A 21,248-nucleotide genomic window follows, 5' to 3' on the forward strand; every position below is an offset into this window, starting at 1 on the left:
GGGCGGGGGGTCCGCCTGCGGGGCCGGGGCCTGTGCCTGCGGGTCGTCGTGGGTCGGGGTCTGCGCCTATTGCTCGTCTGGGGGGCGGGGCCGCGGGGGTATGTGCGTACTCGCCATCCCTGCGCCACGCCTCAAGTCCATAGGCGCCAGAGTGTGCTCGGTGCTCCGTTCGCACATACCCCCACGTCCCCTCCGGCGCGCTTGCGGCTGCGGCCCGGTGGGGGGCGCGCGGCGCGCGAGCCCGGCAGCACGTCGCAGGGGACACCCACCCACCCCCACTCCCACTCCCACCGAGCGTCGCAGGGGGCGCCCGCCCACCCGCCCCTACCCCCGCAAGACGTCGCGGGGCAAGCGGGTGGGTGGGTGGGGAACATCCGCCGCGGAGCGGCGGGCTTGGGGGTCTACCCGGGTGGGGCGGCGCAGGGGGTGCCCGGCCGCACGGAGGGCTATGGGTGCAGGGTCGTGGTGAGGGCGGAGAGGAAGCGGTTCGAGGTGGGGCGGTCTCTGACGGCCAGACGGATCCAGTCGGGCCCCAGGCCAGGGAACGTGTCGCCACGCCGCACGGCGAACCCCAACTCCCGGAGCCGCTCCCGCACCCCGCCCGCCCCGGGCACCCGGACCAGCAGGAAGGGCCCCTCCGCGGGACCCACCGCGCGGACCCCGTAGGGGGCGAGCCCGGCGAGGCCGGCGAGGAGATGGGCCCGGTCCGCGGCAATGCGGTGCGCCGCATGGCCCGCCTCCGCCAGCGCCCGCGGCCCCACACACGCCCGCGCCGCCTCCAGAGCGGGCGACGAGACCGGCCACAGCGGCTGCGCCAGGGCGAGAGCGGAGATCGTGTCCGGTGCGGCGAGGACGTAACCGATGCGGAGGCCCGCGAGGCCCCAGGTCTTGGTGAGGCTGCGCAGGACGACCAGGCCGGGTATGTCCGTACGGCCCGCCAGCGCCTCCCGCTCACCCGGCACCGCGTCCATGAACGCCTCGTCGACGACCAGGATCCGTCCGGGGCGTGCCAGCGCGGCGACCGACGCCGCAGGGTGGAGGACGGACGTCGGGTTCGTGGGGTTGCCGACGACCACCAGGTCGGCCTCCTCGGGTACGGCGGACGTGTCGAGCCGGAAGCCGTCCTCCTCCCGCAGCAGCACTCGCCCCACCTCGTGCCCGGCGTCCCGCAGCGCCGCCTCCGGCTCGGTGAACTGCGGGTGCACCACGTAGGGGTGACGGACCTTCAGGGCGCGGGCGAGGAGGACGAAGGCCTCCGCCGCGCCGGAGGTGAGCAGTACGCGGTCGGGTGTCAGACCGTGCCGCGCCGCCACCGCATCCCGCGCAGCCCGGCCGTCCGGATAGGCAGCCAGGCCGTCGAGGGACGCGGCGATGACCTCCTTGAGCCAGGCCGGGGGAGTGTCGGAGCGTACGTTCACGGCGAGGTCCGTGAGGTCCGCGCCGTCGTCCCGCACCTCGGCGTCCCCGTGGTGGCGCAGGTCGACCGGGACGGCGGGCGTGCCGGGACGGGCCGCGACCGCGCACGTCGCCATCGGCGGGCGCCCCACGGGCGCCGACTTCCGCTTCGGTACGAGGAGTTCACCGCCGCCCCGCAGCGCCGCCGCCTCCGCCACCGACGGCGTGCCCACCGCGGCCCTGGACCTCGCGGTCGGGTTCGGCACCGAGACCTCCGCCAGGTCCCGCGCCGTGTACGTCACGAGCGGCACACCGAGCCGCGCGGCCGCCCCGACGATCCCGGGCTCCTCGCCCTTCACATCCACCGTCGCCAGCTCGGCGACCGCCGTCTCGGGAAAGCCCGCGTCGCGGACCGCGTCCCGGACCAGGCCGAGCACCTCCTCCACCGGAGCGTCCGCACAGGCGCCGACGCCGACGACGAGTACGACGTCCTCGGCGGACGTCACCTTTCCGGCACGGGCCATGGGGAGTAGGTCCTTTCGTGTGGGGCGGGGGTGGTGGATGTGCGGGACAGGGGGTCAATCGGCTAGCAAGGGGCCATGGCGGTGCTCGTGGCGCTCGGCGCCTTTCTCATGACCCTGGTGGGCGGCTGGACGGCCCGGCGGGTCACCGACCGGCGCCACCTCGTGCTGGGGCTCGCGGGCGGGCTGATGCTCGGCGTCGTCGGCCTCGACCTGCTGCCGGAGGCGCTGGACGCCGCGGGCGGGCCCGTCTTCGGCGTACCGGCGGCCCTGCTCCTCTTCGTCGCAGGATTCCTCGTCGCCCATCTGGTGGAACGTCTCCTCGCGGGCCGGCACGCCGCCCACGGCGCGGAGGAGGGCGGGCACACCAGGGTTCCCCAGGTCGGGCTCACGGCCGCCGCCGCGATGGTCGGGCACAGCGCGATGGACGGCGTCGCGATCGGCGCCGCCTTCCAGGTGGGCGGCGGCATGGGCGCGGCCGTGGCGCTGGCCGTCGTCGCCCATGACTTCGCGGACGGCTTCAACACGTACACGATCACCAGCCTGTACGGGAACGCCCGCCGCAAGGCCGTCGCCATGCTCTTCGCGGACGCGGCGGCCCCGGTGGTGGGCGCCGCGTCGACGCTGCTCCTCACCATTCCGGAGCAGCTGCTCGGCGGCTATCTGGGCTTCTTCGGCGGCGCGCTGCTGTACCTCGCGGCGGCCGAGATCCTGCCCGAGGCGCACCACGACCACCCGGCGCGCTCGACGCTGCTGTGCACGGTGGCGGGCGCGGCGTTCATCTGGCTCGTGGTGGGCATCGCGGAATGAGCGCGCCGGCCCGGTCACGGCGTGCATCTCTCGACGAACCGGCGGGCAACGCCCGGCTCCGCCGCCCAGTGCGTGTGCAGATAGCTGGCGTGCACATTCCCCTGTACGAAGCCTTCGACGCGCCGCTCGGGCCGGTGCAGGCCCCACGCGGGGGTCGCCCCCGCGCCCGGCTCGACCACCGTGCGGTGGAACTCGTGGCCCCGCATCCGCGTCCCCGCCGGTGCGAGCACGCTGTCCGACACGGCCACCGCGTCCCGGTATCCGAGCGTCAGCCGCTCCGACATCCGCGCGACGGCGTCAAGGACCCCGCACATCGGCTTCCCGTCCAGCTCGCGGGAGAGGTAGAGCAGCCCCGCGCACTCGGCGGCCACGGGCGCCCCGGAGAGCGCGAGCGCGGCCACGGCCTTCCTGAGCGGTTCGTTGGCGGACAGCTCGGGTGCGTACACCTCGGGGAAACCGCCCCCGATGACCAACCCGGCCGTCCCGGCGGGCAGTTGCTCGTCGTGGAGGGGATCGAACGGTACGACCTCCGCCCCGGCGGCCGTGAGCAGCTCCGCGTGCTCGGCGTAGGAGAAGGTGAAGGCGGCCCCACCGGCGACGGCGAAGCGCGGGTGATATCCAGCCTGTCCGGCGTTTGAGGACGAACTTGGCGAAGCCGGTGATGTACCGAGCCCCGTGCCGGGGTCCGGGGCGGAGCCCCGGTTTCGGGAAGGGGCGGGATCGGGGAGAGAAGCGCCGCAGGCCACAGCCGCAACCGGATCCCACGCGGCACCTGACAACGAAGGCGCGCTGCGCGCCAGCGCGAGCAGGGCCTCCAGATCACAACCCTCCCGTACCCGCGCGGCCAGCGCCGCCACCGACTCCAACGCCTCGGTCTGCCGCTCCGCGACCGGCACGAGCCCCAGATGCCGCGAGGGAGCGTGCACCTGCGCCGCCCGGCGAAGCACCCCGAGTACGGGAACCCCGGACTCGTCCAGCGCCTCCCGCAGCAGCGCCTCGTGCCGGTCCGAGCCGACCTTGTTGAGGATCACGCCCGCGACCCGCACCTCGGGGTCCCAGGACGCGAAGCCGTGGACCAGCGCCGCCACCGACCGCGACTGCGACGACGCGTCGACGACCAGCACGACCGGGGCCCGCAGCAGTTTCGCGACGTGGGCGGTGGAGGCCAGCTCGCCCTGGCCCGCCGCCCCGTCGTACATCCCCATCACGCCCTCGATCACGGCGAGGTCGCACCCGGCCGCGCCGTGCGCGAAGAGCGGCGCGACCAGGTCGGGCCCGCACAGGTACGCGTCGAGGTTGCGGCCGGGGCGGCCGGTCGCGAGCGCGTGGTAGCCGGGGTCGATGTAGTCGGGCCCGACCTTGTGCGGGGAGACGGCGAGCCCGGCCGCCGCGAAGGCGGCCATCAGGCCCGTCGCGACGGTCGTCTTGCCGCTGCCCGACGACGGCGCCGCGATGACGAGACGAGCTACCACTCGATGCCCCTCTGGCCCTTCTGGCCGGCGTCCATCGGGTGCTTGATCTTGGACATGTCGGTGACGAGGTCCGCGAAGTCGATCAGCTGCTGCGGGGCGTTGCGGCCGGTGATGACCACGTGCTGCGTGCCGGGGCGGTTCCGCAGCACCTCCACGACCTCGTCGGTGTCGATCCAGCCCCAGTGCATCGGGTAGGCGAACTCGTCGAGGACGTACAGCTTGTACGTCTCCTCGGCGAGGTCCCGCTTGACCTGCTCCCAGCCCTCGCGGGCCTTGTCCTCGTTGGTCAACTCGCCCTCGGCGGGGGCGCGCTGGATCCACGACCAGCCCTCGCCCATCTTGTGCCAGGCGACCGTGCCGCCCTCACCCGAGGCGCCGAGGACCTTCAGCGCGTTCTCCTCGCCGACCTTCCACTTCGCCGATTTCACGAACTGGAAGACGCCGATCGGCCACCCCTGATTCCAGGCGCGCAGCGCGAGCCCGAACGCGGCGGTCGACTTGCCCTTCCCGATGCCCGTGTGGACGAAGACCAGCGGACGGTTGCGGCGCTGACGTGTCGTCAGCCCGTCGTCCGGTACGACACTCGGCTGTCCCTGCGGCATTAAGCGGCCCTCCTAGAAGGCGAGTTCATTCCCTGTACGTCCTTGACGAGGCCGGCGATCGAGTCGGCCCGCAGCTCGTCGAGGGTCACGGCCGTGCCGCCGAGCTCGCCCGCCAACTGGCCCGCGAGACCCAGGCGTACGTAACCCGACTCGCAGTCCACGACGACCGAGGCGACCCCGTCCGCCGCGAACAGCCGGGCCGCGCGGCCCGCGCGGGCCACCGGCTCCACACCGCCCGTCGCCCGCCCGTCCGTCACCACGACCACCAGCGGCCGCCGCGCGGCGTCGCGCAGCCGCTCCACGCGCAGCACGTCGTGCGCCTTCAGCAGGCCGGCGGCCAGCGGTGTGCGGCCGCCGGTCGGCAGCGATTCGAGCCGGGCCGCGGCCGCGTCCACCGACGACGTCGGCGGCAGCGCCACCTCGGCGCCCTTGCCGCGGAACGTCACGAGCCCCACCTTGTCGCGCCGCTGGTAGGCGTCCAGGAGGAGCGAGAGCACGGCGCCCTTCACGGCGCTCATGCGCTGCCGCGCCGCCATCGACCCGGAGGCGTCCACGACGAACAGCACAAGGTTGCCCTCGCGCCCTTCGCGCGTCGCCTGCCGCAGGTCGTCACGGCGTACGACGAGACCGGCCCCCGTACGCCCGCGCGCCTTCTGGTGCGGGGCGGCGGCCTGCACCGTCGCCGCCAGGTGCAGCTTGGTGAGGGCTCCGCGAGGGCGGCGCGAGCCCGTCGTGCGGCCGTGTTCGGTGCGCGCACGCGAGCGCCGGCCCGCCGCGCCCTCGCCGATGCCGGGCACGCTCAGCATCTTCGTGCGGAACGGCTCGGCGGCGCGCACGGCCTGCTGCTCGGCGGAGGCGCCGCCCGGGGCCGGGGCGGGCTCCTGCGGGGCCGGGGCCTCCTCGGTCCCGGGACCTTGGCTCTGGGACGGCAGTTCGGGGGAGTCCGGGCCGTCCGGGCCGTCAGCGGGGGGCTGCCCGCCGCCGGGGCCGCCCCCGTCGGGGCCGCCGCCGTCCGGATCGTCGTCGCCCTCCGGCGGCTCGGGCTCCTCGGAAGCCTGGTCGTCCCGCGCCTCCTCCAGCGTCTCGTCGAGCTTGTCCTCGTCGAGGCCCGGCGCGTCGAAGGGGTTGCGGCGCCTGCGGTGCGGCAGCGCGAGCAGCGCGGCCTGCCGCACGTCCTCGCTCTGCACGTCGGTACGGCCCGCCCAGGCGGCCAGCGCCGTCGCCGTGCGCGCCATCACGATGTCCGCGCGCATCCCGTCGACCTCGAACGCCGCGCAGGTCGCCGCGATCTGCCGCAGCGCAGCGTCGCCCAGGACCACCTGGGGGAGCAGCGTGCGGGCCGCCACGACGCGGTCGCGCAGCGCCTCCTCGTCCTCGGCGAAGCGGGCGGCGAAACCCTCGGGGTCGTCGTCGTACGCGAGCCGCCGCCGTACGACCTCGACGCGCTGGTCGGTCTCCCGGGACGCGGCCACCTCGACGGTGAGACCGAACCGGTCGAGCAACTGCGGCCGCAGCTCGCCCTCTTCGGGGTTCATCGTGCCGACGAGCAGGAACCGCGCGGCGTGCCGCACGGACACGCCCTCGCGCTCGACGTACGAGGCGCCCATCGCGGCGGCGTCCAGGAGCAGGTCGACCAGGTGGTCGTGGAGGAGGTTGACCTCGTCGACGTACAGGATGCCGCGGTGGGCGTCGGCGAGCAGTCCGGGCTCGAAGGCCTTCACGCCCTCCGCGAGCGCCCGCTCGATGTCGAGGGCGCCCACGAGCCGGTCCTCGGACGCGCCGACGGGCAGCTCGACCATGCGCGCGGGGCGCGCGGTGGCGCCGCCCGCCTCGTGCGGGCCGTCGGGGCAGTTCGGGTCGGGCGCGGCCGGGTCGCACGAGAAGCGGCACCCGGCGACGACCGGGACCTCCGGGAGCAGCGCGGAGAGCGCGCGCACGGCGGTGGACTTGGCGGTGCCCTTCTCTCCCCGCACGAGTACGCCGCCGACGGCGGGCGATACGGCGTTCAGCAACAGCGCGAGCCGCAGGTCGTCCTGCCCGACGAGGGCGGTGAACGGATACGGGGTACTCACAGAGCCTCCTTGATGCGGTGGTGCGTGGCGGCGCTCACGAGGGCGCTCCGGGCGCGATGAACGGCAGGCCCTCCGGCGCGCCGTTCTCGATCAGGCGCCACAGCGCGTCCGTGTCCGCGTGTTCTTCGATCAGGTCGCCGAGCAGGTCGAGCTGTTCCTCCCGCAGGGTGGCGAAGCTGGTGTCGGGGGCCGGTACGAAGCGGCGGCCGGCCGCGCGGGCGACCTCGGTGAGGAACCGGCGGCGGAACGCGTCGCTCTCCAGCGACCCGTGCCAGTGCGTGCCCCACACCTCGCCGACCCGGCAGCCGTCCAGGAAGGGCTCCCCGCCGGCCACCTCGGCCACGCCGTGGTGGATCTCGTACCCCTCGACGGGTTCCCCGAGCGCCTCGCCCACCGGCCGGGCCAGGGTCTTCTCGCGGGCGAACCGCACCCGCACCGGCAGCAGCCCGAGCCCGTCGACGGACCCGGCCCGCGACTCCACGTCGTCCTCGATGTGCTCGCCGAGGACCTGGAAGCCGCCGCAGATGCCGAGGACGGGCCGCCCCTCGGCGGCCCGCCGCGCGAGGGCGTCCGCGAGGCCGCGCTCCCGCAGCCACCGCAGCGCCTTCACGGTCCCGCGCGTGCCCGGTACGACCACGAGGTCCGCGTCGACGAGCTCCTCCGCCCGGTCCACGAACCGCACGACGACGCCCGGCTCGGCGGCCAGCGCGTCGACGTCCGTGAAGTTGGACATCAGCGGCACCGCGCACACGGCGACCCGCAGCACGTCCTCGCCGACCGGCGGCGCCACCACGGACTCCCGCACCGCACCCCGCAGGGAGACCCGCAGGCCGTCCTCCTCGTCGATGCCGAGCCCGTGCTGGAACGGCAGCACGCCGTACGTGCGCCGCCCGGTGAGCCCGAGCAGCATGTCGAGCCCCGGTTCGAGGAGGGAGACGTCCCCGCGGAACTTGTTCACCAGATAGCCGGCGACGAGCTCCTGGTCGGCCGCGCTCAGCAGCGCCGTCGTCCCGAAGAACGACGCGAAGACCCCGCCGCGGTCGATGTCCCCGACCACCAGGACGGGGAAGCGGGCGGCGCGCGCGATGCCCATGTTCACGATGTCGGTGCGCCGCAGGTTGATCTCGGCGGGACTGCCCGCGCCCTCACAGATCACGGCGTCGTAGCTGCCCCGCAGCTCCTCCAGGCATCCCACGACCGTGTCGAGGAGCGCGGCCTGCCGGCCCCCGTGGTAGCCGCGCGCGCTCATCTCGCCCACCGGCTTGCCCATCAGGACGACCTGGCTGGAGCGGTCGCCGCCCGGCTTGAGCAGCACGGGGTTCATCAGCGCGCTCGGCTCGACGCGGGCGGCCTGCGCCTGCATGGCCTGCGCACGGCCGATCTCGGCGCCCTCGCGGGTGACGAAGGAGTTGAGGGACATGTTCTGCGCCTTGAACGGCGCGACGGACACGCCCTTGCGGGTCAGCCACCGGCAGATCCCGGCGGTGACGACGCTCTTCCCGGCGTCCGAGGTGGTCCCGGCGACGAGCAACCCGCCACTCATGCGTTTCTCCCTGATCTCCCTGACTCGGCCGGCCGCGACCTCGCCGGCCGCAGCGCCCCGCGGGCGGCGACCGCGACGCCGAGAGCCAGCCAGCTCACGCGCCGGGAGAGCCGCACGGCCCGCTCGATGTCCGCCACCCGCACGTCCCGCCCCTTCCCGTTCAGGACGGGCCGGTGCTCGACCCGCCCCGCGTACGAGAGGGTCCCCCCGAGCCGCACCCCCAACGCCCCCGCGAAGGCGGCCTCGACGGGCCCCGCGTTGGGGCTGGGGTGCTTCGCGGCGTCGGAGCGCCACGCCCTGACCGCCCCCGAGGGCGAGTCCCCGGCCAGCGCGGCCAGCGCGGCGGTGAGCCGCGCCCCCGGCCACCCGAAGACATCGTCCAGGCGGGCCGAGGCCCATCCGTAGCGCCGGTACCTCGGCGACTTGTGGCCGACCATCGCGTCCAGCGTGTTCACGGCACGGAAGGCGACGAGCCCCGGCACCCCGCCGAGGGCGCCCCACACGAGCGCCCCCACCACCGCGTCGGACGTGTTCTCGGCGACGGACTCCACGACGGCCCGCGCGATCCCGTCGGCGTCCAGCGCCTGCGGGTCGCGCCCGCACAGATGCGGCAGCCGCTCCCGCGCGACCTCGATGTCGTCGGCCTCCAGCGCCCCGCCGACGGCCCGCGCCTCACGGCCGAGGGAGGTCCCGCCGACCACGGCCCAGGTCGCGGCGGCGGTCAGCGCCACCGAGCCGGCGCGTGACCGGCGTACAAGAGAAGAGGCGAGGGCGGCGGCGCCCGCCGCGCCCCCGGCGCACACCACGGCGTGCAGCGCGCCCCACCCGCGGTGGTCGCGCCACAGCACCCGCTCGACGGCGCCCGCGGCACGTCCGAACGCGGCGACCGGATGGCCTCGGCGCGGATCGCCGAGCAGCAGGTCGCCGAGGAGTCCGGCGGCGGCGCCGTACGCGAAGTCGCGATCGGCACTCATGGGCTCAGCCCGTCGCTGCGCTGAGGAGGGAACTCGTACTCAGGGAAGGAACAGGCAACGGGCGGCCGCGCATGGCGATATGTCCTCACTCAGGGTGTCCGCGCCCTGGTTCGACGTGATCGGCGGCGAGAGTTCCTGGCTCGCGGGGAGCGTCTCTCCCCGGTGACAGTGGCGGGACCGCGCCGGATTCGCACCGGCTTCCTCTTCTGCCGCCGTAGTTGGCCCCGGCAGTCCACCACGCCCCGCGAATGCCCGTCAACTCGCCGTTGACCTGCGGTGGGAGAGTGTGCGGAGCCCCACACGCGAGAGTGGGGTGCGGGACGTACCAGCACGTCCCGCACCCCACCCGAAAACGCTTCGTCAGGCGACGATCAGATAGATCCCGTACGCCACGGCCGCCGCGCACAGCGCGAAGCAGGCGTACGCGCCGGTGCGCGCCATGGCCGCGGAACCGCCGCCCGACGCGGCCGCCGTCTCCTGCTTGGAGAGGCCGACGATGCCGAGGGTGAACAGGCCCACCAGGGCCACCGTCACCGCGAGGCTGACTCCGAAGACGGAGCCGAGAGCTGCCCAGTCGATGCTCATGGTGATCTGTCCTTATACCGTCGCGGGCCTGGCGGGGTCCGCCATGGCGCCGGTCGTGGTGGTGGTCGGGGCCGTGACGGTGGCCTTGACGGACTCGTCCGGGCCGGTCGAGGCGGCCATCGCGCTCGTCGGGGGCGGGGTGACGGCGGCGATCGCGGTGGTCACGACGCCCGCGGGCTCGGCACCGGTGGTGCCGTCGTGGCGGATCTCGTCGTCGGTCACGTTGGTGTGGTCGATGGCGTTGCGCCGCGAGAGCGCCCAGATGACGGCCGAGCCGGCGATCAGGAGCGCGGCGGTGACCGCGACACCCCAGGGGCCCTGCTTGGTGAGGAACTCGGCGCCCGCGCCGACCAGACCGGCGGCCGGCAGGGTCAGACCCCAGGCGACGAACATCCGGGTCGCGGTCGACCAGCGGACCACGCCGCCCTTGCGGCCGAGGCCCGCGCCCATCACGGCGCCGGAGCAGGACTGGGTGGTGGAGAGCGAGAAGCCCAGGTGCGAGGAGGCCAGGATGACCGTCGCGGCGCTGGTCTGGGCGGCGAAGCCCTGCTGCGGCTGGAGGTCGGTGAGGCCCTTGCCCATGGTGCGGATGATGCGCCAGCCGCCGAGGTACGTACCGAGGGCGATGGCCACACCGGCCGAGACGATGACCCACATCGGGGGGTTCGCGCCGGGGTTCAGGACGCCGCCGGTGACCAGGGCGAGCGTGATGATGCCCATGGTCTTCTGCGCGTCGTTCGTGCCGTGGGCCAGCGAGACCAGGCCCGCGGAGGCGATCTGGCCCGCGCGGTAGCCCTTGGCGGTGGCCTTGGTGTCGGTGTTGCGGCCGATCCGGTACGTCAGGCGTGTGGCCAGCGTCGCGGCGATGCCCGCCACGAGCGGCGCGGCGAGGGCCGGGATCAGGATCTTGGTGACGACGGTGCCGCCGTCGATCGACGACCAGCCCATCGACATGACCGCGGCGCCGATGAGGCCGCCGAAGAGGGCGTGGGAGGAGCTGGAGGGCAGCCCCACCAGCCAGGTCAGGAGGTTCCAGAGGATCGCGCCGACGAGCGCGGCGAAGATGACCTCGGTTTTGAGGCCGTCCTCATTGACGATCCCGCCTGAGATCGTCTTGGCGACTTCGACGGAGAGGAAGGCTCCGACGAGGTTGAGCACGGCGGACATGGCCACCGCCGTCTTGGGCTTGAGAGCGCCGGTCGAGATGGTCGTCGCCATCGCGTTGGCAGTGTCGTGGAAACCGTTCGTGAAATCGAACACGAGAGCGGTGACGATCACGATCCCGAGGAGAAGCGTGATGTGTTCCATTTACCCAGGCTTCTGTTGGACGTCAGTGGCATGTGGAACGTAGGCAACCCGGGTGAACGGAAAGTGAACTGGGCCGGGCGTTGCGGTGACCCGAAGTGGAGTGCCCTCACTCCGTATGGACCAGGTGTGCGAAGACGATCGTACGGACCGGGGGCGAGAAGCCCACAAACTGGGCGGAGTGTTGCGCTCCGCCGGGCGGCGGCCACCCCCGCGCGACCCGCCCCGACCGGCTCGGCGACCCGCGGAAGAGATCCTGATCACGCCCGGGCCACCAGCAAACCGGAATCGCCCGGCTGGCAGGATCGCCGCATGACTGAGCAGCGGCGGAACGAGAGTCGGGACGCGGCGGGCGACGCCGTGCGGAAAGCCTGGGCCGAGCTGGTCCAGACGGCCCGCAGGACGGTGGCGGACGGCCTGGTCGTCGGCACCTCGGGCAACGTCTCCGTACGCGTCGGCGGCACCGTCCTGGTCACCCCGAGCGGGGTGCCGTACGACCGGCTGCGGCCCGAGGACGCGGTCGGCGTCGACCTCGAAGGACGCCGGCTCCTCGGCGGCCTCGCGCCGACCAGCGAGCTCCCCATGCACCTCGCGATCTACCGCAACACCTCCGCGGGCGCCGTCGTCCACACCCACGCGGTGCACGCCACGGCCGTCTCGATGCTCGTGCCCGAGCTCCCGGCCGTCCACTACATGACCGGCGCCCTCGGCGGCCCGGTCCGCGTCGCCCCCTACGCCCTGTACGGCACCGACGAGCTGGCCGAGCACATGCTCCGCGCCCTGCGCGACCGCACGGGCTGCCTCCTCCAGAACCACGGAACGGTCACCTACGGAGACAACCTCTCCCAGGCGTACGACCGCACCGCCCAGCTCGAATGGATGGCCCGCCTCTGGCTCACGGCCGCCGCCGTCCCCGGGCACGCCCCGACGCTCCTCTCCCCGGCACAGCTGCGCGAAGCGGAGGAGAAACTGCGGGGCTACGGTCAGCCCGCGGACTGACCCGCCACGTCACTCCGGAGGCATCGCCCACTGGCCCCGGAGCCCCCGGCCCCGGACACTGGGACGGTGCGCCCAGCCAAAGCGACGGCAGCGGCCGTCACCGCAGTAGCAGCCGCCCTGGGGACGGCCGCGGCCGCCATCGCGGCCGGCCGTTTCGCCAGCGACGCCGCCCTCAAGGCGCCCCCTGGACGCCCGCTGCCGACCGAGCCCCGCCTCACCGTGCACGCCACGGCCGCCGGCCAGGTCAGCCTGACCCGCGCCCTCGCAAGCCGCCGCCCCGGCACGTACGGCCTGAGCGGCCCCGGCACCCACGCGATCGTCGGCCCCGTCCTGGAGTCCGCCCCGCACGAGGCCGACACGGTCGTACGCCGCCTCGAAGCGGTCACCCGCGGCTCCCTGGAACCCGGCGACCGCGTCTGGCTCACCCCCCAGGTCCACATCGGGGATCCGCGCACCGCCCTCGGCCTCGACCACGCGGACATCGACATCCCCGGCGAGCTCGGCTCCCTGCCCGCCTGGTTCGTGCCCGGCGCCCGGGACACCTGGGTCATCACCGTCCACGGCCTCGGCACCACCCGCGAACACCCCATGGTCGTCATGGACTTCCTGCACCGCCTGCGGGTCCCGGTCCTCGACCTCGCCTACCGCGGCGACCCCGGCGCGCCCCGCTCCCCGGACGGCCTCGGCCACCTCGGCGAGACGGAGTGGCGCGACCTGGACGCCGCCATCCGCCACGCCGTGCGCAACGGCGCCGAGCGCGTCGTCCTGCACGGCTGGTCCACCGGCGCCGCCATGTGCCTGCACGCCGCGGCCCACTCGGCGCTCCGCGACCGCGTCGGCGGCCTCGTCCTCGACTCCCCCGTACTGAACTGGGAGACCACCCTGCGCGCCCTCGCCGGCGCCCGGCGCACCCCTGGACCCCTCCTTCCGCTTGCGGTCCGCGCGGCCCAAGGCCGCACCGGGCTGCGCGGCGACCGGCTGCCGGCCGCGGCGAACCCCGGGGCGCTGCGGGTGCCGACCCTCGTCGTGCACGGCCCCGACGACGCCGTCGCCCCCTGGGACCTCTCCCGCAGGCTGGCCGAACAGCGCCCGGACCTGGTCACGTTGCACCCGGTGCCGGACGCGCCGCACGGCGCCATGTGGAACGCCGACCCCGCGGGCTACGAAGAGGTGCTGCGCCGCTTCCTCACCCCCTTGCTGTGACGCTGCGCCGTCATTCCGTTTGGGTTTTCGGACCGTCAACAGGAAGACTGCTCCCGTGACGTCCCGTACCCCGCGCGACTCCAGGCTCCGACTTGTCCGCGCGCCCCGCCCGAGGGCCGAAGAGCGAGGAGAGGCCCGGCGCGACGCGACACGACCCCTCTCCGCCGGGCCCGGCGCGATGAGCGACCGCCGCACGCGCCGCCCCGCGCCCCGGCCCCCCGAGGGCACACCCGCCCCCGCGGAGCTGGCCCGCAGCGCCCGCGCCGGCCTCGCCGACGCCGCCCGGGTCGCCCGCTGGGCCGACGCCGCCCTCCGCCCGGGACCCGGCCGCACCGGCGCGGCCCCCGACGGCAAGGGCACGCTCTCCGACGCCACCGCCGAACGGGCCGCCGCCGAACTGGGGCTGACCCCCGCTCAGGTCCGCGCCGACTGGGACACCGCGCGCCTCGCGGGCCTCATCGAGGTGCACGGCGACAGCGCGCGCCCCGGCTGGCGGCTGCGGGCCTGGGACCGCGACGACACCGCCGTGCTGCGCGGCTGGGTCGCCCTCTTCGACGCCTGGTCGCTGGCCCACCCGGCGCCGGACGACCTCGCCCCCGCGGCCGTCGCCGAGACCGTCGAGGCCATGCCGCAGGTCCTCTCCTTCCTCCAGCTGTCCGCGGGCCCCGTCCCCGTGCCGCAACTGCTCGACCTCCTGGACCAGCGGGTCACGGAACTGCGCACCGAACGCTGCGAGATCCCCTACGGGCCCCAGCCCGAGCCCCCGTCCGAGGCCGCCGCCCCGGCCGGACGCCCCCGGGACGAGGCCCCGCTGCCGGCCCTCCTCGACTGGGCGCTGCACGGCCTCGCCGCCGTCGGCGCGCTCACCTACGCCGACGGGCAGGCCACGCTCACCCCGCTCGGCAGCTGGGCGGTCTGGGTCAAGCTGGAGCAGATCTGCGTCGCCGCGCAGAGCCCGGCCGGGCACATCGAACAGTCCGCAGAGGACATGCTGCGCGGCTGCGCCCGGCTCCGCCCCAACGCGGCCCGCGCCGAGTACCGCGCCTGGCTGGCCGCCCGCACCGTCGGCAGCGCCGTCACCGACCTCCTCACCGCAGCCCGCGGCGAGGACGCCCTGCTGCGCGGCCTCGCCTTCGAGGCGCTCCGCGTGGTCGGCGCCCCGGCCGAGGCGGAGGTCAGGGCCGTCGTCGACGAGACCCCCCTGCGGCCCTACGCCCTGCTCTGGCTCGCCGAGCAGGAGGGCGCCGACCCCGAGGACGTCCATCTCGTGCTGACCCGCGAGGAGTCCACCTGGCTGTGGGTCGACACCGCGGCGGCCGTCGCGGACCACGGCGAGGCGCAACTCCTCGTCCGGCACCTGGAGTCGGCGGTCCAGCCCACCGTGCCCGCGCTCCTCGACGAGGTGCGCCGCGTCGGGCACCCCCGCACCGTGCAGGTCCTGGTCGCCCTCGCCGCGGCCCACCCCGACCCGGCGCTCGCCAAGGCCGTGCGCCGCGCCGCCTTCCAGGTGCACACGGGCGGCGAGTAGCCGACGGACGGACGCGTCAGCGGAAGGTGTCGCACTGGGCCATGTCGCCGGTGCGGTAGCCCTGGTAGAACCACTGCTGGCGCTGCTCGGCCGAGCCATGCGTCCAGGACTCGGGGGTGACCCGGCCCTGGAACTTCTCCTGGATCCGGTCGTCGCCCACCGCGGCCGCCGCGTCCAGGCCGTCGCGGATGTCGTTGTCGTCGAGGCTGCTGATCAGCGGCCTGCCCGTGCGGTCGTCGGGGCTGCGCGTCGCGTGCCGCGCCCAGACCCCGGCGTAGCAGTCGGCCTGCAGCTCGACCTTCACGGCGTTGCTGTCGCGGCCCGTGCGCCCGTCCTGGGAGCGTTGCAGGATCCCCGTCAGGTTCTGCACGTGGTGCCCGTACTCGTGGGCCACGACGTACGCCTGCGCGAAGGGCCCTCCGCTGGAGCCGAACTTGGTGCGCAGTTCGTCGAAGAAGCCCAGGTCCAGATAGACCTTCCGGTCGCCGGGGCAGTAGAACGGGCCGACCGCGGACGACGCGGTGCCGCAGGCGGTGCCCACGCGGCTGGTGAACAGCACGGTCTGCGCGGGGGAGTAGGAGGCCCGCCGGCGCTGGAACTCGGGGCGCCAGTAGTCCTGGAGGCTGTTGACCACCGCCACGATGCGGCAGTCCTCCTTGCTGTTCGCGTCCCGCCCCGTGCGGCAGCTCTGCTGCACCTGCGCGAGGGACGACGACGAGGCCTCAGGCTCCTCGTCGCCCGAGGAGAGCCCCAGCTGGTCGGGGCCCACTCCGAAGAAGAGCCCCAGGAGCAGGGCGATGAGCCCGGCGACGCCGCCGCCCACCGTCGCCCGGCCGCCGGGGATCCGACTGCCGCGCACATCCCGCACCTCCGAGGTGTCCAGGTCGGCGTCGTCGTCGAACTGCATGGGCGCACCCCTCTGCCGCGCATCCCGGAACGACATACGCCGCCCCGTGCCGGACCACCGGCCACTTCATCCTGATACGCCCACCCCCACCCGGCGCCGGACGGAGGTCCGAACGGGGGACACGGACCGCTCCCCGCGCCGTGTCGCCCCGCCGCACGAGGCCGTCCCCGCCCCCTCACGGCTACGCTCTGCGCCTGATCCATGGGCAGTGGTACCGAAGGGGGGCGACATGTCCGCTCCACCGCACGACCCGCCCGACCCGCGCACCGGGACCTCCGAGCCCCCGCACGAGCCGCCCGGCCAGCGTGCCGCCGCCTCCGGCCCGCGCGCCGCCGCCACCGAGTCGCACGAGCCGCCCGGCCCGCGCGCCGCCCGCTCCGAGCCACCTCCCGCGCCGCCCGCCCCGGCCCGCCGCGGCACCCGCATCGCCCTGCCCGTGGCCCTCGCCCTGCTCGCCCTGCCGCTCATCACCGCCGCCCACCACTCGCGGCCCGTCCCCTACGGAGACCACCTCACCGTCCACGCGCGCGTGGGGGACACCGCACCCGGGTCCGCCGACGAACCCGGACTGCGCACGAGGGGCCCGGCCGTCGAGGCGTACGACACGGAGAGCGGCGGCCTCCGCTGGACGTACACGCGCGCGGGACGCCGGCCCGTCACCCTCCTGCCCGCGCCGGGGCACGCCTTCACGCTCTGGAACGACGGGTTCGTCACCGACACCGCACGCGCCGACGGCGGCTCCGTGCGCTGGCACCGCGCCATCCCCGGCGCGGGCGGCTGGCTGCGCACCCCGGGCGCCCGCGGCGGCGCCGGCGTCCTGCAGCCGCTCACCCCGGGCGCCCGCATGCTGGCCGTCGTCACTCCGCACCGCATCGCCGCCTACCGCACCGCGGACGGCGACCTGCGCTGGGTGCTGCCCGCCCGCCCCGGCTGCGCCTTCGAACCTGCGCGCTCCGTGCGCCGCGGCGAGGCCCTCCTGATCGCCCAGCCCTGCGCGGGCCCGGCCGTCCCGTGGACCGCCCAGGTGGTGGCGGTGGACGACTACGGAAGGATCGTTCCCGGCCGCACCCCGCTGGGCAACGGGGATCTTGAGCGGGGCCCCGGCGGCGTCGGCGGCCCGGAAAACTAGTTGCGACGGCCCGTTAGACTGGCTGCCATGGCAGCTCCTCTCCTCAGTTGGACGGCATAGCCACCGGTCCCGAGCACCTCAGTCGTCCCACTCGCCGTCCACTCTGTTCAGGAGTACCCCCGTGATCACCGCTTCCGGCATCGAGCTGCGCGCCGGCGCCCGCATCCTCATCGAGAACGCCTCCTTCCGTATCGCGAAGGGCGACCGCATCGGCCTCGTCGGCCGCAACGGCGCGGGCAAGACCACCCTCACCAAGTGCCTGGCGGGCGAGGGCGTCCCCGCGGGCGGCACGATCTCCCGCTCCGGAGAGGTCGGCTATCTCCCGCAGGACCCCCGCACCGGCGACCTCGACGTGCTGGCCCGCGACCGGATCCTCTCTGCCCGCGGACTCGACGTACTGATCCGCAAGATGCGCGAGAACGAACAGCGCATCGCGAGCGGCCAGGGCTCCACGCGCGACAAGGCCATGAAGCAGTACGAGCGCCAGGAGACGGAGTTCCTCACCAAGGGCGGGTACGCCGCCGAGGCCGAGGCCGCCACCATCGCCGCCGCGCTCAACCTCCCTGACCGCGTGCTCGGCCAGCCCCTGCACACGCTCTCCGGCGGTCAGCGCCGCCGCATCGAGCTGGCCCGCATCCTCTTCTCGGACGCCGACACGCTCCTCCTCGACGAGCCGACCAACCATCTCGACGCCGACTCGATCGTCTGGCTGCGCGACTACCTGAAGACGTACCGCGGCGGCTTCATCGTGATCTCCCACGACGTCGACCTCGTCGAGACGGTCGTCAACAAGGTCTTCTACCTGGACGCCAACCGCTCTGCGATCGACGTCTACAACATGGGCTGGAAGCTCTACCAGCAGCAGCGCGAGTCCGACGAGAAGCGCCGCAAGCGCGAGCGGCAGAACGCCGAGAAGAAGGCCGCCGCCCTGCACTCGCAGGCCGACAAGATGCGCGCCAAGGCCACCAAGACCGTCGCCGCGCAGAACATGGCGCGCCGCGCCGACAAGCTCCTCGCCGGCCTCGACGAGGTGCGCCAGAGCGACAAGGTCGCCAAGCTCCGCTTCCCCGAGCCCGCGCCGTGCGGCAAGACGCCGCTCATGGCGGAGGGCCTGTCGAAGTCGTACGGCTCGCTGGAGATCTTCACCGACGTCGACCTCGCCATCGACAAGGGCTCGCGCGTCGTCATCCTCGGCCTCAACGGCGCGGGCAAGACCACCCTGCTGCGGCTCCTCGGCGGCGCCGAGAAGCCCGACACCGGGCAGGTCATCGAGGGCCACGGCCTCAAGCTCGGGTACTACGCCCAGGAGCACGAGACCCTCGACCCGGAGCGCACGGTCCTGGAGAACATGCGCTCGGCCGCCCCCGATCTCGACCTGGTCGAGGTCCGCAAGACGCTCGGCTCGTTCCTCTTCTCCGGAGACGACGTCGACAAGCCCGCCGGTGTGCTCTCCGGCGGTGAGAAGACCCGGCTCGCCCTCGCGACCCTGGTCGTCTCCTCGGCCAACGTCCTCCTCCTGGACGAGCCCACCAACAACCTCGACCCGGCGAGCCGCGCGGAGATCCTCGGCGCGCTGCGCACCTACAAGGGCGCGGTCGTCCTCGTCACGCACGACGAGGGCGCCGTCGAGGCGCTGCAGCCGGAGCGGATCATCCTGCTGCCGGACGGCGTCGAGGACCTGTGGGGCCAGGACTACGCGGACCTCGTCGCCCTCGCTTGATCGAACCAATGATCCACAGCGTATGGATCATTCGGCCGATCCGTGATCCCTCATCTGTGTGAGCTGTCCTCGTACCGAGGTGTGGCATACACGGATTTTCGCGCCGATCTGCGATGAGGCTCGCCTCGTCGCCCGGCACGGCGCTGACCTGGCGGTTCGCCGCGTTCGCCGTTCGATCGCGCGGAACCCGGTGTACGGAATCTTCGACTCCGCTCGTGATGGGCGCCGCCTGAGCGGCAAACCTCGACGTACGGACCTTGTCGAATGGGTGGCCAGGAAGCCCGGAAGGGGTGATCATGAGAAGTCCAGAGCGCACTTCCCATGAGGAGGCACGGGTGGCCGAGACTCTGAAGAAGGGCAGCCGGGTAACCGGCGCCGCGCGCGACAAGCTCGCGGCAGACCTGAAGAAGAAGTACGACGGCGGTGCGAGCATCCGGGCGTTGGCCGAAGAGACCGGCCGCTCGTACGGGTTCGTGCACCGCATGCTCAGCGAATCGGGCGTCACGCTGCGGGGACGCGGCGGGGCGACGCGAGGCAAGAAGGCCGCCGCCGGCTGACGGCGACGGCACGCGGTACCGGTGGTCCGATGGTGGCCACCCGGTCGGTCGGCTGATCGACCGGGTGGTTACTGTGCAGTCACTTACGGGCGCTCCAGTGCGTCCGGCCCGACCGCACACACTCGGAGGCACCCATGGCTTCGTCCGACAGCGAGCTCGCACCGGTTCTCGACAAGGACGGCGTACGCCTCACCATCGACGAGGCCGTCGCCACGGTGATGCTGACCAATCCGGCCAAGCGCAACGCCCAATCTCCCGCGCTGTGGAGGGCGTTGACGGAGGCAGGTCAGCTGCTCCCCGGCAGTGTCCGCGTCGTGGTGCTGCGCGGTGAGGGCAAGTCCTTCTCCGCGGGCCTCGACCGGCAGGCGTTCACGCCCGAGGGCTTCGACGGCGAGCCGTCCTTCATCGATCTCGCACGCGGTGAGGACGGCGTCCTCGACGCCACGATCAGTGAGTACCAAGAGGCCTTCACCTGGTGGCGGCGGAGCGACATCGTGTCCATCGCCGCCGTCCAGGGCCACGCCATCGGCGCCGGCTTCCAGCTCGCGCTCGCCTGCGACCTGCGGATCGCGGCGGACGACGTGCAGTTCGCCATGCGCGAGACCAGCCTGGGCCTCGTCCCCGACCTCACCGGCACCCACCCGTTGGTGGGGCTCGTCGGCTATGCCCGCGCTCTGGAGATCTGCGCCACCGGCCGCTTCGTGCACGCGGACGAGGCCGAGCGGGTGGGCCTCGCCAACCTCGTCGTGCCCGCCGACCAGCTCGACGCCGCCGCCAAGGACCTGGCCGCCGCGCTCGTCGCCGCGCCGCGCGACGCCGTCATCGAGACCAAGGCGCTGCTGCAGGGCGCGACGGGCCGCTCCTACGAAGAGCAGCGCGTCGCCGAGCGCGCCGCGCAGGGCCGCCGACTGCGCGACCTCGCGGGCCTCGGCGACTGACGCACCCGCACGCCTTACCCCACCTCGGTGACGAGCACGGCCACCGAAGGGCGGTCGGGCAGGGCCGGTCGCCGGACGCCGCTCGATGCGCACGGCGCTGCTCCCTCGCCCCCCCAGGCCCCTCACCCCACCTCGTGACGAGCACGACCACCGAGGATGGTCGGGCAGGGCCGGTCGACGGACGCCGCTTGATGCGCACGGCGCTGCTCCCTCGCCCCCCCAGGCCCCTCACTCCACCTCGGTGACGAGCACCGCCACCGAAGGGTGGTCCGGCAGGGCGGTGCCGACCGCCGCGCGGACCGCGAGCGCCACGTCCAGAGCACGGTGATCGCGGTCCGTGGCGAGCTCCACCGCGAGTTCCACGCGCACGTGGCGGCGCGGCAGCGTGTCCGTCGCCGGGCGCTGCTCGATGTGCACGGCCCCGCCGAGCACGCCGGTCAGCCGGGCCACCCCGGGCACCGCGAGGGCGGCCCGCCCGGCGCGCGCCTCGTCGCCGTCGCGGTCGTCGTCGGCTCGCGGCTGCGGATCCTTTTCTGGGCGTACGTCTTCGGGGTTCCTGCCCTCGTCCACGAGCTCCGTGCCCTCGTCGAGCAGGGCCACCACCTTCAGGTCCACCTCCTCGACAAGGAGGCCGAGCCGGTCCGCCGCCGCCTCCGACAGCGCGGCGCGCAGCCGGTCCGCCGCGGCGGGCAGGGGCTCGCCCGCGACGGCCGCGAACTCGCCGGTGATCCGCAGCGGCCCGGGCGGCAGCGCGCTCGGCGGCGCGGGCACGGCCGCGACGTACGCCCTGTCCGGATCGGCCGACGCGACGCGGACCGTGCCGAGACGCACACCGGCGACCCGGTCAGCCATCTGGCGCAACGCGTCCCGCGCCGCGGATTCCGTCACCCACGCGCCGTCCGCCGCACCGCCCAGCGGCAGTACCCGGCCGAGCCGCAGCTGCCGGCGTACCGCCTGGGTCCAACCTTCACCCGTCATGGCTCCACCC

The 21,248-nt window shown here is 74.2% G+C and carries 18 protein-coding genes and 1 riboswitch; of the genes, 8 read left to right on the forward strand and 10 right to left on the reverse strand.

Going from position 1 to position 21,248, the window contains the following annotated elements; all coding sequences use genetic code 11:
• Window positions 1-446 precede the first annotated feature (446 nt).
• Window positions 447-1,919 (reverse strand): Rv2231c family pyridoxal phosphate-dependent protein CobC, encoded by a 1,473-nt coding sequence (cobC, locus tag AB0H82_RS26745; protein ID WP_362996956.1) that lies wholly within the window; start codon window positions 1,917-1,919, stop codon window positions 447-449.
• A gap of 75 nt (window positions 1,920-1,994) precedes the next feature.
• On the opposite strand from cobC, the gene AB0H82_RS26750 reads away from it, so the two are divergent.
• The gene (locus AB0H82_RS26750; protein WP_362996958.1) at window positions 1,995-2,726 is read left to right on the forward strand and encodes a ZIP family metal transporter; all 732 of its coding nucleotides are present in this window, start codon (window positions 1,995-1,997) and stop codon (window positions 2,724-2,726) included.
• A gap of 14 nt (window positions 2,727-2,740) precedes the next feature.
• On the opposite strand, the gene AB0H82_RS26755 is transcribed toward AB0H82_RS26750, so the two are convergent.
• From AB0H82_RS26755 to AB0H82_RS26785, 7 genes are all read right to left on the reverse strand, one after another.
• Complete coding sequence (locus AB0H82_RS26755) at window positions 2,741-4,198, reverse strand: cobyrinate a,c-diamide synthase (RefSeq protein WP_362996960.1); 1,458 nt, start codon at window positions 4,196-4,198, stop codon at window positions 2,741-2,743.
• Window positions 4,192-4,800, reverse strand: a complete 609-nt coding sequence (gene cobO, locus AB0H82_RS26760; RefSeq protein ID WP_362996962.1) for a cob(I)yrinic acid a,c-diamide adenosyltransferase — start codon at window positions 4,798-4,800, stop codon at window positions 4,192-4,194. The genes AB0H82_RS26755 and cobO overlap by 7 nt, the downstream gene beginning before the upstream one ends.
• Window positions 4,800-6,872 carry a putative cobaltochelatase gene (locus tag AB0H82_RS26765; RefSeq protein ID WP_362996964.1) on the reverse strand — a complete coding sequence of 691 codons (2,073 nt, stop codon included), beginning with the start codon at window positions 6,870-6,872 and terminating at the stop codon, window positions 4,800-4,802. Before AB0H82_RS26765 ends, cobO begins: the two co-directional genes overlap by 1 nt.
• Before the next feature lie 34 nt (window positions 6,873-6,906).
• A complete protein-coding gene (locus AB0H82_RS26770; RefSeq protein WP_362996966.1) occupies window positions 6,907-8,415 on the reverse strand; it encodes a cobyric acid synthase in 1,509 nt (502 codons plus the stop codon).
• On the reverse strand, window positions 8,412-9,389 hold the full coding sequence (locus tag AB0H82_RS26775) for a cobalamin biosynthesis protein (protein ID WP_362996968.1): 978 nt from the start codon (window positions 9,387-9,389) through the stop codon (window positions 8,412-8,414). The genes AB0H82_RS26770 and AB0H82_RS26775 overlap by 4 nt, the downstream gene beginning before the upstream one ends.
• A 129-nt stretch (window positions 9,390-9,518) precedes the next feature.
• Window positions 9,519-9,595, reverse strand: a riboswitch (cobalamin riboswitch).
• A gap of 154 nt (window positions 9,596-9,749) precedes the next feature.
• Window positions 9,750-9,974 (reverse strand): hypothetical protein, encoded by a 225-nt coding sequence (locus tag AB0H82_RS26780; RefSeq protein WP_362996970.1) that lies wholly within the window; start codon window positions 9,972-9,974, stop codon window positions 9,750-9,752.
• Between the two features lie 12 nt (window positions 9,975-9,986).
• A complete protein-coding gene (locus AB0H82_RS26785) occupies window positions 9,987-11,282 on the reverse strand; it encodes an inorganic phosphate transporter (protein ID WP_362996972.1) in 1,296 nt (431 codons plus the stop codon).
• Between the two features lie 309 nt (window positions 11,283-11,591).
• Here AB0H82_RS26785 and AB0H82_RS26790 point away from each other — a divergent pair, with 309 nt between their 5' ends.
• The 3 genes from AB0H82_RS26790 to AB0H82_RS26800 all read left to right on the forward strand — a co-directional run bounded on the left by AB0H82_RS26790 (window position 11,592) and on the right by AB0H82_RS26800 (window position 15,009).
• Window positions 11,592-12,278, forward strand: a complete 687-nt coding sequence (locus AB0H82_RS26790) for a class II aldolase/adducin family protein (protein ID WP_362996974.1) — start codon at window positions 11,592-11,594, stop codon at window positions 12,276-12,278.
• Between the two features lie 66 nt (window positions 12,279-12,344).
• Window positions 12,345-13,481, forward strand: coding sequence for a hypothetical protein (locus AB0H82_RS26795; protein ID WP_362996976.1), 1,137 nt, complete (start codon window positions 12,345-12,347; stop codon window positions 13,479-13,481).
• Between the two features lie 55 nt (window positions 13,482-13,536).
• Complete coding sequence (locus AB0H82_RS26800; RefSeq protein WP_362996978.1) at window positions 13,537-15,009, forward strand: hypothetical protein; 1,473 nt, start codon at window positions 13,537-13,539, stop codon at window positions 15,007-15,009.
• Between the two features lie 16 nt (window positions 15,010-15,025).
• On the opposite strand, the gene AB0H82_RS26805 is transcribed toward AB0H82_RS26800, so the two are convergent.
• Window positions 15,026-15,916 (reverse strand): neutral zinc metallopeptidase, encoded by an 891-nt coding sequence (locus AB0H82_RS26805; protein ID WP_362996980.1) that lies wholly within the window; start codon window positions 15,914-15,916, stop codon window positions 15,026-15,028.
• 229 nt (window positions 15,917-16,145) lie between these two features.
• Between AB0H82_RS26805 and AB0H82_RS26810 the strand changes: the two genes are divergently transcribed.
• The 4 genes from AB0H82_RS26810 (at window position 16,146) to AB0H82_RS26825 (ending at window position 20,260) form a co-directional block, all read left to right on the forward strand.
• A complete protein-coding gene (locus AB0H82_RS26810) occupies window positions 16,146-17,045 on the forward strand; it encodes a hypothetical protein (protein ID WP_362996982.1) in 900 nt (299 codons plus the stop codon).
• Between the two features lie 121 nt (window positions 17,046-17,166).
• Window positions 17,167-18,765, forward strand: a complete 1,599-nt coding sequence (locus AB0H82_RS26815) for an ABC-F family ATP-binding cassette domain-containing protein (protein WP_362996984.1) — start codon at window positions 17,167-17,169, stop codon at window positions 18,763-18,765.
• 335 nt (window positions 18,766-19,100) lie between these two features.
• A complete protein-coding gene (locus AB0H82_RS26820; protein WP_055550175.1) occupies window positions 19,101-19,322 on the forward strand; it encodes a helix-turn-helix domain-containing protein in 222 nt (73 codons plus the stop codon).
• A 134-nt stretch (window positions 19,323-19,456) separates the two neighbouring features.
• A complete protein-coding gene (locus AB0H82_RS26825; protein WP_362996987.1) occupies window positions 19,457-20,260 on the forward strand; it encodes an enoyl-CoA hydratase/isomerase family protein in 804 nt (267 codons plus the stop codon).
• 228 nt (window positions 20,261-20,488) lie between these two features.
• On the opposite strand, the gene AB0H82_RS26830 is transcribed toward AB0H82_RS26825, so the two are convergent.
• A complete protein-coding gene (locus tag AB0H82_RS26830; protein ID WP_362996989.1) occupies window positions 20,489-21,238 on the reverse strand; it encodes a nucleopolyhedrovirus P10 family protein in 750 nt (249 codons plus the stop codon).
• Between the last annotated feature and the right edge of the window lie 10 nt (window positions 21,239-21,248).

The organism is Streptomyces sp. NPDC050732 (genome assembly GCF_040654255.1).
Lineage (GTDB): Bacteria > Actinomycetota > Actinomycetes > Streptomycetales > Streptomycetaceae > Streptomyces.

Coding starts and splice junctions, on each gene's coding strand:
- cobC (WP_362996956.1), bottom strand. CDS start 1,919: ATGGCCCGTGCCGGAAAGGTGACGTCCGCCGAGGACGTCGTACTCGTC.
- AB0H82_RS26750 (WP_362996958.1), top strand. CDS start 1,995: ATGGCGGTGCTCGTGGCGCTCGGCGCCTTTCTCATGACCCTGGTGGGC.
- cobO (WP_362996962.1), bottom strand. CDS start 4,800: ATGCCGCAGGGACAGCCGAGTGTCGTACCGGACGACGGGCTGACGACA.
- AB0H82_RS26770 (WP_362996966.1), bottom strand. CDS start 8,415: ATGAGTGGCGGGTTGCTCGTCGCCGGGACCACCTCGGACGCCGGGAAG.
- AB0H82_RS26775 (WP_362996968.1), bottom strand. CDS start 9,389: ATGAGTGCCGATCGCGACTTCGCGTACGGCGCCGCCGCCGGACTCCTC.
- AB0H82_RS26780 (WP_362996970.1), bottom strand. CDS start 9,974: ATGAGCATCGACTGGGCAGCTCTCGGCTCCGTCTTCGGAGTCAGCCTC.
- AB0H82_RS26785 (WP_362996972.1), bottom strand. CDS start 11,282: ATGGAACACATCACGCTTCTCCTCGGGATCGTGATCGTCACCGCTCTC.
- AB0H82_RS26790 (WP_362996974.1), top strand. CDS start 11,592: ATGACTGAGCAGCGGCGGAACGAGAGTCGGGACGCGGCGGGCGACGCC.
- AB0H82_RS26805 (WP_362996980.1), bottom strand. CDS start 15,916: ATGCAGTTCGACGACGACGCCGACCTGGACACCTCGGAGGTGCGGGAT.
- AB0H82_RS26810 (WP_362996982.1), top strand. CDS start 16,146: ATGTCCGCTCCACCGCACGACCCGCCCGACCCGCGCACCGGGACCTCC.
- AB0H82_RS26825 (WP_362996987.1), top strand. CDS start 19,457: ATGGCTTCGTCCGACAGCGAGCTCGCACCGGTTCTCGACAAGGACGGC.
- AB0H82_RS26830 (WP_362996989.1), bottom strand. CDS start 21,238: ATGACGGGTGAAGGTTGGACCCAGGCGGTACGCCGGCAGCTGCGGCTC.